Genomic DNA, 15,239 nt, shown 5'->3' on the forward strand with positions numbered 1-15,239 from the left:
GAAAGGCCGAGCGCGCCCGTGGCGAGCAGGGGCAGCGCGACGCCGTTCGCGCCCTCCCTGGCAGCCGCGCGGATAGCCGCCCGCGTCGCCGCCGCCACGCTCGACGTGTCCACGATCCCGTACTCGCCGTGGGGCGACGCGAGGACCACGAGGCCGAGCGAGCCGATGCCCTTGAGCCGGACCACCCTCGGGTCGGACGCCCCGATGCGGGCGAGGGTGATCCGGGAGACGGCCCGGTCGAAGCTCGGGAACCGGTCCGCGAGTTCCGCCCCGAGGTCTCCGAGGACCTCGCCCACGGACACGACCAGCGCGTCGATCCCCGGGTTCCACGGCTCGGCGGTGGCGGCGACCGCCACCGACGCCCCGTCCACCCTCCCCAGTTCCGTGATCTTCGGTGAACTCACCAGACCCCCCGGTCAGGTCGACGCCCGTTCGGGCCCGACCGTACCGGTTCGATCACGCACGGTTACTCCGGGTCGGCTTCCTCGTCACGCAGCTCCGCGATCGTCGCCAGCACGTCCGCCGCCTCGGTCACCGGCAACAGCGGCTCGACCACGGCGGTCACGCCGCGGCTCGCGGCGAGCACCTCCTCGGCCAGCTTCACCGCGTCGTCGCGGTCGTAGGGGCCGCACACGAACGACGCCCACTCCTCCCCCGCCGAAGCCTCGAACGTGACGGCCCACGGCAGGCCCTCCACGTCCGTCTCGTCGTCGGGCTCGTACACGATCACACCGGCCATCAGGCACTCCCGGTTCCGGCCAGCAGCTCGTTGCGCAGCTGCGAGGCGGTGGACACGACCAACATCAGCAGCGTGCTCAACGGCTCCGGCTTGAGACCTTCCGCCGGGAACGCGTAGCGCAACGTGACATCCATCCCGCGCTCGGTGTGCACCACGCCGAGCGTGCCGAACAGGCCCTGTCCCGCCCGTTCGGCGGCGGACACGGCGAGGTTGCGGTCGTCGGGCAGGTCCCACGCCACCACGCAGGTCAGGCTGAGCACCGTCAGGCCCTCGGCCAACCGCATCGCCTGCACCGCGCACGGCACCTCGCCGTGCTGGAAGCTCAACGCGCCGTCGTCGTCGACGTGGACGTCGTGGAACATCTCCAACGCCTCACGGGCCGCGGTGAGCAGCTCCGCGGTCACCTTGGCGTCCTGGTCGGTCACTTAAGAATCCTCCACGTCGGGCTTGTCCACGGCGCCGCCGAAGCGCCGGTCGCGCATGGCGTACGCCTCGCAGGCGCGCCACAGGTCCAGCCGGTCGAAGTCGGGCCACAGGATGTCCTGGAACACCAGCTCCGCGTACGCCGACTGCCACAGCAGGAAGTTCGAGGTGCGCTGCTCACCGGACGGCCGGATGAACAGGTCCACGTCCGGCATCTCCGGCTGGTACATGTGCTTGGCCAGCGTGCGCTCGTCCACCTTCTCCGGGTTGACCTCGCCCGCCGCGACCAGCCGGGCGATCTCGCGCGCCGCGTCACCGATCTCGGCCCGCCCGCCGTAGTTGATGCACATCGCCAGGTTCAGCACGGTGTTGTCCTTCGTGCGCTCCTCGGCGACCTCGAGCTCCTTGATGACGCTGCGCCACAGCCTGGGCCGCCGGCCCGCCCACCGCACCCGCACGCCCAGCTCGTCCAGCTCGTCGGTGCGGTGGTGGATCACGTCACGGCTGAAGCCCATGAGGAAGCGGACCTCCTCCGGGCTGCGCCGCCAGTTCTCCGTGGAGAACGCGTACAGCGACAGCCACTTCACGCCCATCTCGATCGCGCCCTTGGCCGCCTCGACCACGACGGCCTCACCGCGCTTGTGCCCCTCGATGCGCGACAACCCGCGCTGGTTGGCCCAGCGGCCGTTGCCGTCCATCACGATCGCGATGTGCCGGGGCACGAGGTCCGCGGGCAGCACCGGCGGCGTCGCGCCGGTCGGGTGCGGTTCCGGGGGTCGGGGAACGCGCTGGACGCGCTCAACCCGCCGTCGGCGGAGCATGGCTGTCCTCTCCAGGGTGGGTTTCTCGTGCGGCAGGCGACTCTAACCGTCGGCCGGCTGCGCCTTGCGCTCGACCAACGGCAGCGAGCGCAACTGCCGCTCCAGGTGCCACTGCAAGTGCGCGGCGACCAGGCCGCTCGCGTCGCGGCGGGCCACCGCGGGGATGCCGTCCACCACGTCCCACCGGCCGTGCAGCAGCGCGGCGAGCAGGCGCAACGTGTCGGCCGACGGCGTGGCGCTGCCCGGTGGCCGGCACCGCGGGCACACCATGCCGCCCGCGTGCACGTTGAACGCCCGGTGCGGGCCGGGGTCGCCGCAGCGGGCGCACTCGTCCACCGCCGGCGCCCACCCCGCGAACGCCATCGCGCGCATCAGGAAGGCGTCCAGGATCAGCGAGGCATCCCGCTCCTTCGCCGCCAACGCCCGCAACGCTCCCGTGACCAGCAGGTACAGCCGCAGGACCGGCTCGCCCTCCTCGGCGGTGAGCCGGTCGGCGGTCTCCAGCACCGCGCACGCCGCCGTGTAGCGCTGGTAGTCGTCCACCAGCACCACGCCGAACGCGTCCAGCGTCTCCACCTGCGTGATCACGTCCAGCGACCGGCCCGGGTAGAACTGCACGTCGACGTGCCCGAACGGCTCCAGCCGCGCGCCGAACCGGGACGACGTGCGGCGCACGCCCTTGGCCACCGCGCGCACCTTGCCGTGCCGCTGGGTGAGCAGCGTGATGATCCGGTCGGCCTCGCCGAGCTTCTGCACCCGCAGGACCACCCCGGTGTCCCGGTAGAGGTTCGCCACCTAGAACCCCAGTCTGCGCAACTGCTTCGGGTCGCGCTGCCAGTCCTTGGCGATCTTGATGTGCAGGTCGAGGTAGACGCGCGTGCCGAGCAGCTTCTCGATCTGCCTGCGGGAGGTGATGCCGACCTGCTTGAGGCGCTCGCCGCGGTGGCCCAGGATGATCGCCTTCTGGCTCGGGCGCTCCACGAACACGTTGGCGTGGATGTCCACCAGGTCGTCCCGGCCCTCGCGGGGCAGCATCTCCTCCACCACGACGGCGATCGAGTGCGGCAGCTCGTCGCGCACGCCCTCCAGCGCGGCCTCGCGGATCAGCTCGGCCACCAGGGTCAGCTCCGGCTCGTCGGTCAGCTCGCCGTCCGGGTACAGCGGCGGGCCCTCCGGCAGCTTGCCCAGCACCAGGTCCGCCAGGGTGTCGACCTGGTAGCCGTCCACCGCCGACACCGGGATCAGGTCGGCGAAGTCCATCACGTTCTGCAACGCCAGCAACTGCTCGGCGACCTGCTGCTGACCGACCAGGTCGGTCTTGGTGACGATGCCGATGACCGGCGTGCGCTTGGCGATCTTCTCCAGCTCGGCGGCGATGAACTTGTCGCCGGGGCCGACCTTCTGGTCGGCGGGCACGCAGAACCCGACCACGTCCACCTCGGACCACGTCTCGCGGACCAGGTCGTTGAGCCGCTGGCCGAGCAGGGTGCGCGGGCGGTGCAAGCCGGGGGTGTCCACGAGGACCAACTGGCCGTCCTCGCGGTGCACGATGCCCCGGATGGTGTGCCGGGTGGTCTGCGGCTTGCTCGACGTGATCGCGACCTTGGTCCCGACCAGCGCGTTGGTCAACGTCGACTTGCCTGCGTTGGGGCGGCCGACGAAGCACGCGAACCCGGAGCGGTAACCATCCATCCGCCCATTGTCCCCGCCCCCGCCGACCGCGCCGCGCCAGGTGCCGATACCCGCCCGTTCCCCCGGTCGCCCGCCGGAGTCCGGTGTTGCGCGACCACGAAGCGGCCACCGTTCACCCGGAACCCCGCGCGGCACGACCGGATCACACTCGGGGTAACCGACCGGTAACCGCTTGGAGGCACCCGTGACCCGATTACTCCGCTCGCTGCTCGTACCGGTGCTCGTGGCGTCCGCGCTCGTCGCGGGCGCGGGAGTGGCATCGGCCGCGACCGCGACGGTCGGCAACACCGACGGCGACGGCCTCAACATCCGCTCCGCGCCCACGTCCGCCAGCTCGTCGCTCGGCCTGGTGTGGGACGGGCAGCGGGTCGACATCTCGTGCCAGGTGCGCGGCCAGTCGGTGACCAACACGCGTGGGTTCACCAGCGACCTGTGGGACTACGTGCCGGCGCTGCGCGGCTACCTCGCCGACGCCTACATGGCCACCGGGTACGACTACCGCATCCCGGGCGTGCCGGACTGCGGCACGCCGACGAGCCGGCTGGTACCGGTGTCCCAGTTCCACGGCCAGCCCAACCAGGGCGAGGACTGCGGGCCGGCGAGCGTGGTGTCCGCGCTGCTCGCCGCGGGCGTGACGCCGAGGTCGTGGAACGCGAGCCGTCCGGTCGACGCGATCAACCGCGCCCGGTCCGACATGGGTTACGACCCGACGTGGAACGACCCGGCCAAGTTCGGCACGAACGAGTCCGACGTCAAGCGCGCGCTCGCAGCCAACGGCGTGTACGCGACCGTGGTGTTCAACGACCTCAACCGCGTGCTCACCCACGTCCGCAACGGCCGCCCGGCGATCATGGCGGGCAACATGGTCGGCCTGCCGTGGTCAGGTCGGAACGTGCCGCACTTCCTCACCGTCGCCGCCTACGACGGCGACTACCTGGTGCTCGACCCGGCCTCGCAGCCGATCGTCCACCGGGCGTCCGCGTCCACCCTCGCCGCGTACTTCGACCACGACCTCGGCCGCGCGGGCGTGCTGCTGTAGCGCCCTACACGGTCTCCTGCACAGCACCGGACGCGTCGGCGCGCAGCACGGGCGCACCGGCGGTCAGGTCGCGCACCGCCGCCACCGAGTCCGCGTCCACCTCGCCGGAGGCGGTGACGACGGCCGCCGCTTCCAGGCCCTCGGCACCGCTGGACACCGCCGCCGCCACGGCCGCTTGCAGCGCCGTCAGCTTGAGCGACGGCAACGCGATCGTGGTCGCCGCGTAGGTCCGGCCATCGGTGTCACGCACCGCCGCACCCTCCGCCGCACCCGTCCGGGCCCGAGCCGAGCGCGCCAGCGTGACGATCTTCTGGTCCTCGGGGTCGAGGTCACTCATCGGTGGTCCCCTCGCTGTGGTCGCCGTTGTTCACCGGGCGCACCAGCACCGTCGTGATGCGCATCCGCCCGCGTTCGTCCTTGCCGCCCTCGGCCCGCATCCGCAGGCCCGCGATCTCGGCTTCCGTGCCCGGCAGCGGCACGCGGCCCAGGCGCTGCGCCAGCAACCCACCCACCGTCTCGACCTCGTGGTCGTCCAGCTCCGTGCCGAACACCGCGTCCAGGTCGTCCACCGGCAACCGCGCGCTCACCCGCACCGAACCGTCGTCCAGGTGCTCCACCGGCGGCCGGTCGTCGGTGTCGGACTCGTCGGTGATCTCGCCGACGATCTCCTCCAGGATGTCCTCGATGGTGAGCAGCCCCGCCGTGCCGCCGTACTCGTCCACCACCACCGCCAGGTGGTTGCGCGACAGCTGCATCTCCCGCAGCAGGTCCGCGATCGGCTTCGAGTCCGGGATGAACGACGCCGGCTTCATCACGTCCGCCACCGACGTGCCGTTGGGCTCCTCGGCCAACGTCAACCGCACGAGGTCCTTCAGGTTCACCACGCCGACGATGTCGTCCACGCTCTCCCCGATCACCGGCACCCGCGTGTAGCCGGTGCGCAGCGACAGGGCCAGTGCCTGGCGGATCGACTTGGTCTGCTCGATCCACACGATCTCCGTGCGCGGCACCATCACCTCGCGCGCGATCGTGTCGCCCAGCTCGAAGACCGAGTGGATCATCTCCCGCTCGCCCTCGTCCACGACGCCGCGTTCCTGCGCCATGTCGACCAGCTCGCGCAGCTCCACCTCGGATGAGAACGGGCCCTCGCGGAAGCCCTTGCCGGGCGTGATCGCGTTGCCGACCAGGATCAGCAACCTGCTCAACGGCCCCAGCACGCGGCCCAGCACCCGGATCGGGCCCGCCGCCAGCAGGCTCACCGCGTACGGGTGCTGCCGGCCGATCGTCCGCGGACCCACGCCGACCAGCACGTACGACACCACGAGCATGCTCAGCCCGGCGACCAGCATGGCCGCCCACTCCGTGGTGATGAGACCCAGGCACACCACGGTCACGATCACCGTCGCGGCCAGCTCGCAGCCCAGGCGCAGCAACAGCAGCAGGTTCACGTGCCGCGGCCGGTCGGCCAGCAGCTGGATCAACTGCCCCGCACCCGCCCGGCCCTGCCGCTGCAACGCCTCGACCCGTGCCCGCGAAACCGTGCCCAGCGCCGCGTCCACTCCCGCGAACGCACCGGCGGACAACACCAACACCACGGCCAACACCAACAAGCCGGCGGAACTGCCCATCACCTCGGCCGCCTCAGGCTGTGGGCTCGGGTCGGTCCGCGTCCTCCAGGCCGACCGCCCCGAGGAGCTTCGAGTCGGCCTCGCGCTGCGCCGACTTGCGCTCCGCCTCGGCCGCCGCGGTGCGGAAGTCGCCCAGGATGCGGTTCTGCAGCGTGAACATCTCCCGCTCCTCGGCGGGCTCGGCGTGGTCGTAGCCGAGCAGGTGCAGCACGCCGTGCACGGTCAGCAGGTGCAGCTCGTCCAGCAGGCTGTGGCCCGCCTTCTTGGCCTGGTCCTTGGCGAAGTCCGGGCACAGCACGATGTCGCCGAGCAGCGCCGGGCCCAGGCCCGCGGCGTCGGGTCGGCGCGCCGAGTCCAGCTCGTCCATCGGGAACGCCATCACGTCGGTCGGACCCGGCAGGTCCATCCAGCGCTGGTGCAGGTCCGCCATCACGTCCAGCTCCACCAGCAGGACGGACAGCTCGGCCAACGGGCTGACGCCCATCCGGTCCAGGGCGAACCGGGCGGCGGCGACGATGGACGGCTCGTCCACGCTCACGCCCGACTCGTTCGCGATCTCGATGCTCACGGCGCCTATCGTCCCCGGCGCTGCCCACGCGACCGCGCACCGGGTCCGGCGTGGTGCTGGTGACCGTTGGCCGCGTCGCCCTCGTCCTGCTCGACCTGCCACTTCTCGTAGGCGTCGACGATGTCGGCGACCAGCCGGTGGCGGACGACGTCGCTGCTGGTCAGGACGGAGAAGTGGACGTCGTCCACCCCTTCGAGGATGTCCTTGACCACCTTCAGGCCACTGCGCTGCCCACCGGGCAGGTCGACCTGCGTGATGTCACCGGTCACCACGACCTTCGACCCGAAGCCCAACCGGGTGAGGAACATCTTCATCTGTTCGGGCGTCGTGTTCTGCGCCTCGTCCAGGATGATGAACGCATCATTAAGCGTCCTACCACGCATGTAGGCCAGTGGGGCGACCTCGATCGTGCCCGCCTGGGTCAGGCGCGGGATGGACTCGGGGTCCACCATGTCGTGCAGGGCGTCGTACAGGGGGCGCAGGTACGGGTCGATCTTCTCGTACAGGGTGCCCGGCAGGTAGCCCAGCCGCTCGCCCGCCTCGACCGCCGGCCGGGTCAGGATGATCCGGTTGACCTGCTTGGCCTGCAGCGCCTGCACGGCCTTCGCCATGGCCAGGTAGGTCTTGCCGGTGCCCGCGGGACCGATGCCGAACACCACGGTGTTCCGGTCGATCGCGTCCACGTAGTGCTTCTGGTTCAGCGTCTTGGGCCGGATGGTGCGGCCGCGCCGGGAGATGATGTCCAGGCTCAGCACCTCGGCGGGCGACTCCGCGGTGCCCGCGGACAGCATCGCGACCGTGCGGCGGACCGTGTCCGGGCCCACCTGCTGACCGCGGCTGGCGAGCGTGACCAGCTCGGAGAACACCCGTTCGGCGAACGCCACGTCCGCGGGCTGACCGGAGAGCGTGATCTCGTTGCCGCGCACGTGCACGTCGGCGACCAGCAGTTCCTCGGCGAGCCGGAGGTTCTCGTCACGCGACCCGAGCAGGGCGAGCACCGCGCCGTCGGGCACGGCGAACTTCGATTGGGCGTCGGCCGCGGTGGGTGCCTGCGGCGTGTTGTCGTCGGTACCGGCCACGTGGCCTCGGGCCCTCTTCCTGCGCGTTCGCGCCGTGCTCGGGTGAATTCGACCTGCCGGCTCCGATGCTAGTCGCCCCCACCGACAGTCCGCACCGGAGTAAGAAACGGGTTGGACACGGCGGGTGTACTCGAACCCGTGGAGAACTTGCGCGTGCTCACCCCCGACGACCTGCCCGCCTGCGTCCGCCTCGCCTCGGACCGGAAGTGGCCGGAGGAGCCGGCGAAGTGGGCGTTCCTGCTGCGGGTCGGGACCGGTTTCGGGCTGTTCGACGGCGACGAGCTGGTCGGCACGACCATCGTCACTCGTTTCGGTGAGGAGCACGCGGCGGTGAGCATGGTGCTGGTGGCGTCGAGCCACGGCGGGCGCGGGTTGGGGCGGCGGCTGATGGAGCACGCGTTGGCGTTCGCGGGCACGCCGGTGGTGTCGCTGCACGCGACTTCGTACGGCAAGCCGTTGTACGAGAAGCTGGGCTTCCGGTCGGTGGGTTCGGTGACCGCGCACGTCGGGGCGTTCGACGGGACGGCGTCGGGCACGTCGCGGCCCGTGTCGGAGGCGGACCGGGCGGGGGTGGTGGCGGTCGACGCCGAGGTGTTCGGCGCCGACCGGTCGGCGATGTGGGACGAGCTGTTCGGGTTCGCGGCGCAGGTCAGGGTGGCCGACGACGGGTTCGTGGCGACCTGGGTCAACGGTGACGTGACCATGGTGGGGCCGGTGGTGGCGCCGTCGGTGGGGCGTGCGGCGGAATTGGTCGCGGACGTGGCGGTCGGCGCGGTGGTGCGGGTGGACGTGCGTGACGCGGCGTTGGGCTCGTGGTTGGCGGCGCGCGGGGTCGTGCCGCGGTCCACCGTCGACCTGATGGTGCGCGGGGCGTTGAGCGGTGACCGGGCGCGGCTGCACGCGCCGGTGATGCAGGCCCTGGGTTAGGCCAGGGGTCCGAGGCGTCGTCCGCCGAGGACGTGCAGGTGGGCGTGGAAGACGGTCTGGCCCGCGTCGTCGCCGGTGTTGAACAGCAGCCGGTAGCCGCTGTCGGCCACGCCCTCGGACTTGGCCACCTCGCCGGCGGCCAGGAACAGGTCGTCCAGCACGCCGGGCGCGGCGGCGGCCAGGGCCACGGCGTCGGGCGCGTGGACCTTGGGCACCAGCACGACGTGCGTCGGGGCTTGGGGCGCGATGTCGCGGAACGCCAGCGTGGTGTCGGTCTCGTGCACCACGGTCGCCGGGATCTCGCGGGCGACGATGCGGCAGAACAGGCAGTCGGACATGGCTCCGCAGGCTACCGACCCGAGCCGCCCACGCCGTTCTGAGCGTTGAACTCGGGGGTTCTGAACGTAGGACACGCGCGTTCTGAACGTAGGACTCTCGCGAGAGTCGTACGTTCAGGACCGGTGAGTTCTACGTTCGGGCCAGGCGGAGGGCGGCGGTGCGGCAGGCGGCCCAGGCGTCGGTGCCCGGCGTGATCAGGGCCATGTGGTCGGTGGCCGGCAGCGCGATCAGCTCGGCGCCCGAGGCGCGCGCGAACGCCTCGCTCTGGGCGAACGGCACGTCCTCGTCGTCCTCGCCGTGCACCAGGACCAGCGGTTTGTCGATCGGGAGCTGCGCGGCGGGCGAGGCGTCGGCGTAGCGGTCGGGCACCTCGGCCGGCGTGCCGCCCAGCAGTTCCGCGGCACGGCGGGTGATCCGCGGGTGCTGGAGGAAGTCGAGCACGCCCGCCTGGGCCACCGCGCCCACCACGCGGGGGTGGCGGGCGGCGGCCCACACGGCGAGGTGCCCGCCGGCGGAGTGACCGAGCGTGACGACCGGGCCGAGCGACGGGTCGAGGGCGTCGATGGCGGCGAGGACGTCGTCACCGGTCGCAGGCCAACCGCCACCGCCGGTTACCCGCCGGTACTCCACGTTGTACGCGGCGACCCCGTGAATGACCAGGTCAGCGGCCAACGGGCGGCCGAGTTCGAGCCCATAACGCTGGTGCCAAAAACCACCATGGATTACCACGATCACCGGAAATGATTCACCGGACGGTGCGGAAAACTCGCCGAACTGGCTCGGGTGCGGGCCGTAGACGATGCGCAATCGAAACCCCTTGGTGACAAAAAAGAGGCCGCGTCGCGGTGAGACCTGGGGGTCGTCCCACCGCGACGCGGCTAGCGCCGGACCGAGGGGGGAGGTGTCCGGCGGGTCTGCCGAGGGGGTGATCGTGCTTAGCCGAAGTCAACCCCTCTGCCATGAGCGTAACCCCTGCGTCGGGTGTTCGCCAGAAGGGAGCAAGGCCAATTACCGCCAGCGATCGGCCAACACACCCAGCGCACCCAAAGCGACCGCGGCGGCGGTCGACGCTCGCAGAACGGTAGGTCCCAGTCGCACTACGTGCGCGCCGACGCCGGTCAACGCCGACAATTCCTCGTCGGTGATGCCGCCTTCCGGTCCGACGACCAGCAGCACATCACCCGAAGCGGGCAACTGAACCGATCCGATGCCCGACGAAGAGGATTCGTGCAAAACCAAAGCGACCGACGCGGACGCGGCCAACCGCGCCAGGCCGGCCGTGGAAACGGGTTCGGCGACCGACGGCACGCGCGCCCGGCGGGCCTGCTTGGCCGCCTCACGCGCCGTGCTCCGCCACCGTTCGAGGGCCTTCGCTCCGCGCGGGCCGTCCTCCCACTTGGTCACGCAGCGCGAGGCGCGCCACGGCACGACGGCGTCCACGCCCGCTTCGGTGGCCAGCTCCACGGCCAGCTCGCCCCGGTCGCCCTTCACCAGGGCCTGCGCCACGACCACCCGCACGGCCGGCTCGGGCACGACCCAGCGTTCCACGACGCGCAGCCGCAGGGAGTCCTTGAACGCCTCCTCGACCACGCAGCGCACCTGGGCGCCGGTGCCGTCGGAGAGCACCAGCTCCTCCCCCGCGCGCAACCGGCGCACGGTGGCCGCGTGCCGCCCTTCGGGGCCGTCCAGGACGGCCTCGTCACCGGGCGGCAGCGCGGCGACCAGGAAGACCGGCAGCGTCACCGGTGGTTGCGGCCGGAGCGCAGCCGCGAGAACAGCCCGCCGACGCCCTTGCCGTTGTGCGCGAGCGTCGGCTCGTCCTCGCCGCGCAGCACGGCCAGCTCGCGCAGCAGCTCGACCTGCCGGGCGTCGAGCTTGGCCGGCGTGACGACCTCGAGGTGCACGTGCAGGTCGCCGCGACCGTCGATGCGGCCGCTGGAGCGCAGCCGGGGCATGCCGCGCCCGGTGAGCACCAGCTCGGTGTTGGGCTGGGTGCCGGGCTCGATCTCCAGCTCCTCCTCGCCGTCCAACGTCTGCAGCGGCAGCACCGCGCCGAGCGCGGCGGTCGTCATCGGGATGCGGATGGAGCAGTGCAGGTTCGCGCCGTCGCGCTCGAAGATCTCGTGCGGCACCTCCTCGACCTCGACGTAGAGGTCACCGGCCGGTCCGCCGCCGGGGCCGACCTCGCCCTGGCCCGCGAGCCGCACCCGCATGCCCTCGGCCACGCCGGCCGGGATCTGCACCGAGATGGTGCGCCGCGAGCGCACCCGGCCCTCGCCCGCGCACTGCTGGCACGGGTCGGGGATGACCTCGCCGAGGCCGCGGCACACCGGGCACGGCCGCGCCGTGACGACCTGGCCCAGGAACGAGCGCTGCACCGACTGCACCTCGCCCCGGCCGCCGCACGTGTCGCAGCGCACCGGGGACGAGCCCTCGGCGCAGCCGCTGCCCACGCACCGGTCGCACAGGATCGCCGTGTCCACGGTCAGCTCCCGCGACGCGCCCGCAGCGCACTCCTCCAGCGTCATCGACAGCCGGATCAGCGCGTCCGAGCCGGGCTGCACCCGGCTGCGCGGACCGCGCCCGCCCCCGCCGCCCGCGCCGAAGAAGGCGTCCATGATGTCGCCGAGACCGAACCCCGCGAACGGGTCGCGCATGCCGCCACCGCCGCCGGGCTCCAACGGGTCGCCGCCCAGGTCGACGACCTGCCGCTTCTTCGGGTCCGACAGGACCTCGTAGGCGGCGGTCACCTCCTTGAAGCGCGCTTCCTCGTTGGGGTTGACGTCGGGGTGCAGCTGCCGCGCGAGCTTGCGGTAGGCGCGCTTGATCTCGTCGGGAGTCGCGTTCTTGGCGACCCCGAGCGTGCCGTAGTAGTCCCTCGCCACCGTGTTTCCTCCTGCGAACGCGCTTCGACACGCGCCCGCTCGCTTGCGGAACGTCCTGCCCGACCGCGGTGTTCCCCCGCCGTCACCGTCCGGTCAAGATCTCACCCACGTAGTTGGCGACCGCTCGCACCGCCGCCATCGTGCCGGGGTAGTCCATGCGGGTGGGCCCCACCACTCCCATGCCGCCGAGCAGGTTGTCCCGGCTGCCGTAGCCGATGGACACGACCGAGGTGCTGCGCATCTCGGCCGCTTCGTTCTCCTCGCCGATGTGCACCAGGATCCGGCCGGGGTCGCGGGCCGCGGCGAGCAGCTTGAGCACCACGACCTGCTCCTCCAGCGCCTCCAGCACCTGGCGCAGGGAACCCGGGAAGTCTGCCACGTTGCGGGTGAGGTTCGCCGTGCCACCCAGGACCAGGCGTTCCTCGGGGTGCTCCACCAGCGACTCGATGAGCACGGTGCTCACCCGCAGCACGATGTCGCGCAGGTCGCCGGGCGACTCGTCGGGCAGCTTGGCGACCTCGGCGGAGGCGTCGGACAGGCGCTTGCCGACCATGGCGCCGTTGAGCATGGACCGGATCCGGGCCACGTTCTCCTCGCTGACCACGTCGCCGAGGTCGACCGAGCGCTGGTCCACCCGCCCGGTGTCGGTGATCAGCACCAGCATCAGCCGGGCCGGTGTGATGGCGAGCACCTCGATGTGGCGGACGGTGGAGCGGCTCAGCGTCGGGTACTGCACGACGGCGACCTGGCGGGTCAGCTGGGCCAGCAACCGCACGCTGCGGCGCAGCACGTCGTCCAGGTCGTAGGCGCCTTCGAGGAAGTTCTGGATGGCCTTGCGCTCGGGCGTGGACAGCGGCTTGACCTCGCTGAGCCGGTCCACGAACAGGCGGTAGCCCTTGTCGGTGGGCACGCGGCCGGCGCTGGTGTGCGGCTGGGTGATGTACCCGTCCTCTTCCAGCGACGCCATGTCGTTGCGGACCGTCGCGCTCGAAACGCCCAGGTTGTGCCGTTCCACCAGGGCTTTCGACCCGACCGGCTCCTGGTTCGACACGTAGTCGGCGACGATCGCGCGCAGTACCTCGAACCGGCGCTCATCGGCGTTCACGCACGTCACCTCCAGGACAGACCGAGCTGCTTCACCCCGAGTTTACGGAGGTTCGGGGCCGGATCGGAAAAACGTCCCGGCGGGCTTCGGTGTGGCTCGCCGGGACGGTCACGTGAGGCGGCGCACGACGGCGTCGGCGAGCAGGCGGCCGCGGTCGGTGAGGACGCAGCGGCCGCGGTCGAGGGCGTCGGGGTCGAGCAGGCCGTCGGCGGCGGCGGTCTTGGCCTCGGCCCGGCCTTCGGGGTCGAGGACGTCCAGCGGGAGGCCGGTGGCCAGGCGCAGTTCGAGCAGCACGCGTTCCACCCGGCGGTCGTCGTCGGCGAGGATCTCGCGTCCCGCGGCGGGTGACGTGCCGGCGGCCAGCAGCTCGGCGTACTTGGCCGGGTGCTTGACGTTCCACCAGCGCACGCCGCCGACGTGGCTGTGCGCGCCGGGGCCCGCGCCCCACCAGTCGGCGCCCTGCCAGTACAGCAGGTTGTGCCGGCACGCGGCGTCGGCGGACGCGGCCCAGTTCGACACCTCGTACCAGGTCAGGCCCTGCGCGGTGAGGGCCGAGTCGATCAGCTCGTACTTGTCGGCGAGCACGTCGTCGTCGGGCATCGGCAGCTCTCCGCGACGCACCCGGCGGGCCAGCGCGGTGCCTTCCTCGACGATCAGCGCGTACGCCGAGACGTGGTCGACGCCCGCGCTGTGCACGGCGTCCAGCGACGAGCGGAGGTCCGCGACCGTCTCGCCCGGCGTGCCGTAGATGAGGTCGAGGTTCACGTGGTCGAACCCGGCGGCGCGGGCTTCGCGCGCGGCGGCCACCGGGCGGCCGGGCGTGTGCGCGCGGTCGAGCACGGCCAGCACGTGCCGGGCGGCCGACTGCATGCCCAGCGACACCCGGGTGTAACCCGCGTCACGGATGGCGGCGAAGAACTCCGGCGAGGTGGACTCGGGGTTGGACTCCGTGGTCACCTCCGCGTCCGCCGCGAGGCCGAACGACGAGCGCACCGCGTCGAGCACCTGGCCCAGTCCCGTTGCGCCGAGCAGCGAGGGGGTGCCGCCGCCGACGAACACCGTGTCGGCCGCCGGCGGGTCGCCCAGCACGGCCGCGGCGAGGTCGAGCTCGCGGCGCAGGCCCTCCAGCCAGGACGCCGGTGACGCGGAAGTGCCCAGCTCACCGGCGGTGTAGGTGTTGAAGTCGCAGTAGCCGCACCGGGTCGCGCAGAACGGCACGTGCACGTACACCCCGAACGGGCGGTCGCCGAGACCGGTGAGCGCGGACGCGGGCAGCGAGCCGTCGGGTGGCGCGGGGTCACCGATCGGCAGGGCGGAGGGCATGTCCGCCATTGTCCCATCTACCAGCGGCGCAACCCCGTCCCACGATGCGGATGGCGGTGGACCACGAGATGGACGCGTGGCACGCTGACTGACATGACATCGACCGGAGTGCGCCTGGTGGTCCGCCGCCACGTCGACTTCCGGCGTGTCTCCAGCGCGATGTGCCGTCGTTCGGCATAACCCGCGCCTGCCTTTTTGTTCCCGTCGGCGCCGGGTGCGCTGACGAGACCCCCACCACAGCTCCACCGGGACTCGCACGCGCACCAGCGCCCCGAAACCCCGGAGGACGAGGATGGTCCCCCCGACGACGACGCCTCAGCGCACCAAGCAGCGCCGAGGTGAGGGGCAGTGGGCGCTGGGCTACCGCGAGCCGCTGAACCCGAACGAGCGGAGCAAGAAGGACGACAACCCGCTCAACGTCCGGTCGCGGATCGAGAACATCTACGCCCACGGCGGTTTCGACTCGATCGACCCGGCCGACCTGCGGGGACGTTTCCGCTGGTACGGCCTCTACACCCAGCGCAAGCCCGGTATCGACGGGGGCCGCACGGCGACGTTGGAGCCCGAAGAGCTGGATGACGAGTACTTCATGCTGCGGGTGCGGATCGACGGCGGCCGGCTGACCACGCAGCAGCTCGCGCTGATCGGCGAGTTGTCCCAGACCTACGCCC

17 protein-coding genes and 1 pseudogene are annotated in these 15,239 nt (G+C 71.8%); 3 read left to right on the forward strand and 15 right to left on the reverse strand.

The features are described from left to right. Positions 1-466 precede the first annotated feature (466 nt). Genes LZG04_RS24060 through era form a run of 5 tightly spaced genes read right to left on the reverse strand, consistent with a single transcriptional unit; the run spans position 467 to position 3,675 of the window. Complete coding sequence (locus LZG04_RS24060) at positions 467-739, reverse strand: hypothetical protein (protein ID WP_233820374.1); 273 nt, start codon at positions 737-739, stop codon at positions 467-469. Beyond that, a complete protein-coding gene (locus LZG04_RS24065; protein ID WP_281291734.1) occupies positions 739-1,164 on the reverse strand; it encodes a YbjN domain-containing protein in 426 nt (141 codons plus the stop codon). The genes LZG04_RS24060 and LZG04_RS24065 overlap by 1 nt, the downstream gene beginning before the upstream one ends. Beyond that, positions 1,165-1,983: an isoprenyl transferase gene (locus tag LZG04_RS24070; protein ID WP_233820377.1), complete on the reverse strand. Its 819-nt coding sequence runs from the start codon at positions 1,981-1,983 to the stop codon at positions 1,165-1,167. It lies immediately after the preceding gene. A gap of 42 nt (positions 1,984-2,025) precedes the next feature. After that, entirely contained in the window at positions 2,026-2,778 is a 753-nt protein-coding gene (gene recO, locus LZG04_RS24075) for a DNA repair protein RecO (RefSeq protein ID WP_233820379.1), read from the reverse strand. Next, positions 2,779-3,675 carry a GTPase Era gene (gene era, locus LZG04_RS24080; RefSeq protein ID WP_233820382.1) on the reverse strand — a complete coding sequence of 299 codons (897 nt, stop codon included), beginning with the start codon at positions 3,673-3,675 and terminating at the stop codon, positions 2,779-2,781. 184 nt (positions 3,676-3,859) lie between these two features. On the opposite strand from era, the gene LZG04_RS24085 reads away from it, so the two are divergent. Next, positions 3,860-4,714 (forward strand): C39 family peptidase, encoded by an 855-nt coding sequence (locus LZG04_RS24085; protein ID WP_233820384.1) that lies wholly within the window; start codon positions 3,860-3,862, stop codon positions 4,712-4,714. A 4-nt stretch (positions 4,715-4,718) separates the two neighbouring features. Here LZG04_RS24085 and LZG04_RS24090 read toward each other — a convergent pair whose 3' ends face one another. Genes LZG04_RS24090 through LZG04_RS24105 form a run of 4 tightly spaced genes read right to left on the reverse strand, consistent with a single transcriptional unit; the run spans position 4,719 to position 7,989 of the window. Next, positions 4,719-5,051 carry a cytidine deaminase gene (locus LZG04_RS24090; RefSeq protein WP_233820386.1) on the reverse strand — a complete coding sequence of 111 codons (333 nt, stop codon included), beginning with the start codon at positions 5,049-5,051 and terminating at the stop codon, positions 4,719-4,721. Continuing rightward, positions 5,044-6,342 carry a hemolysin family protein gene (locus LZG04_RS24095; protein WP_233820388.1) on the reverse strand — a complete coding sequence of 433 codons (1,299 nt, stop codon included), beginning with the start codon at positions 6,340-6,342 and terminating at the stop codon, positions 5,044-5,046. Before LZG04_RS24095 ends, LZG04_RS24090 begins: the two co-directional genes overlap by 8 nt. A 13-nt stretch (positions 6,343-6,355) precedes the next feature. Beyond that, positions 6,356-6,910 carry an rRNA maturation RNase YbeY gene (gene ybeY / locus LZG04_RS24100; RefSeq protein ID WP_233820390.1) on the reverse strand — a complete coding sequence of 185 codons (555 nt, stop codon included), beginning with the start codon at positions 6,908-6,910 and terminating at the stop codon, positions 6,356-6,358. Positions 6,911-6,915: 5 nt separating this feature from the next. Continuing rightward, positions 6,916-7,989, reverse strand: a complete 1,074-nt coding sequence (locus LZG04_RS24105; RefSeq protein WP_233820392.1) for a PhoH family protein — start codon at positions 7,987-7,989, stop codon at positions 6,916-6,918. A 138-nt stretch (positions 7,990-8,127) separates the two neighbouring features. On the opposite strand from LZG04_RS24105, the gene LZG04_RS24110 reads away from it, so the two are divergent. Beyond that, positions 8,128-8,916: a GNAT family N-acetyltransferase gene (locus LZG04_RS24110; protein WP_233820394.1), complete on the forward strand. Its 789-nt coding sequence runs from the start codon at positions 8,128-8,130 to the stop codon at positions 8,914-8,916. Here the strand turns inward: LZG04_RS24110 and LZG04_RS24115 are convergent. The 6 genes from LZG04_RS24115 to hemW all read right to left on the reverse strand — a co-directional run bounded on the left by LZG04_RS24115 (position 8,913) and on the right by hemW (position 14,568). Beyond that, the gene (locus LZG04_RS24115) at positions 8,913-9,254 is read right to left on the reverse strand and encodes a histidine triad nucleotide-binding protein (protein WP_233820396.1); all 342 of its coding nucleotides are present in this window, start codon (positions 9,252-9,254) and stop codon (positions 8,913-8,915) included. The two genes, LZG04_RS24110 and LZG04_RS24115, sit on opposite strands and share 4 nt — an antisense overlap. Before the next feature lie 130 nt (positions 9,255-9,384). Then, positions 9,385-10,062 carry a prolyl oligopeptidase family serine peptidase gene (locus LZG04_RS24120; RefSeq protein ID WP_308199269.1) on the reverse strand — a complete coding sequence of 226 codons (678 nt, stop codon included), beginning with the start codon at positions 10,060-10,062 and terminating at the stop codon, positions 9,385-9,387. A gap of 201 nt (positions 10,063-10,263) precedes the next feature. Then, positions 10,264-10,998, reverse strand: coding sequence for a 16S rRNA (uracil(1498)-N(3))-methyltransferase (locus LZG04_RS24125; RefSeq protein WP_233820400.1), 735 nt, complete (start codon positions 10,996-10,998; stop codon positions 10,264-10,266). Continuing rightward, on the reverse strand, positions 10,995-12,140 hold the full coding sequence (dnaJ, locus tag LZG04_RS24130) for a molecular chaperone DnaJ (RefSeq protein WP_233820402.1): 1,146 nt from the start codon (positions 12,138-12,140) through the stop codon (positions 10,995-10,997). Before dnaJ ends, LZG04_RS24125 begins: the two co-directional genes overlap by 4 nt. An 82-nt stretch (positions 12,141-12,222) precedes the next feature. After that, positions 12,223-13,245, reverse strand: a complete 1,023-nt coding sequence (gene hrcA, locus LZG04_RS24135) for a heat-inducible transcriptional repressor HrcA (protein WP_233820404.1) — start codon at positions 13,243-13,245, stop codon at positions 12,223-12,225. Positions 13,246-13,353: 108 nt separating this feature from the next. Further along, entirely contained in the window at positions 13,354-14,568 is a 1,215-nt protein-coding gene (gene hemW, locus LZG04_RS24140; protein WP_233820405.1) for a radical SAM family heme chaperone HemW, read from the reverse strand. A gap of 292 nt (positions 14,569-14,860) precedes the next feature. On the opposite strand from hemW, the pseudogene LZG04_RS24145 reads away from it, so the two are divergent. After that, positions 14,861-15,239 (forward strand): annotated as a pseudogene (locus LZG04_RS24145) (nitrite/sulfite reductase); the annotation flags it as partial.

Origin of the sequence: Saccharothrix sp. S26 (assembly GCF_021390395.1) — a bacterium.
In the GTDB taxonomy this organism is placed as follows: Bacteria; Actinomycetota; Actinomycetes; order Mycobacteriales; family Pseudonocardiaceae; genus Actinosynnema.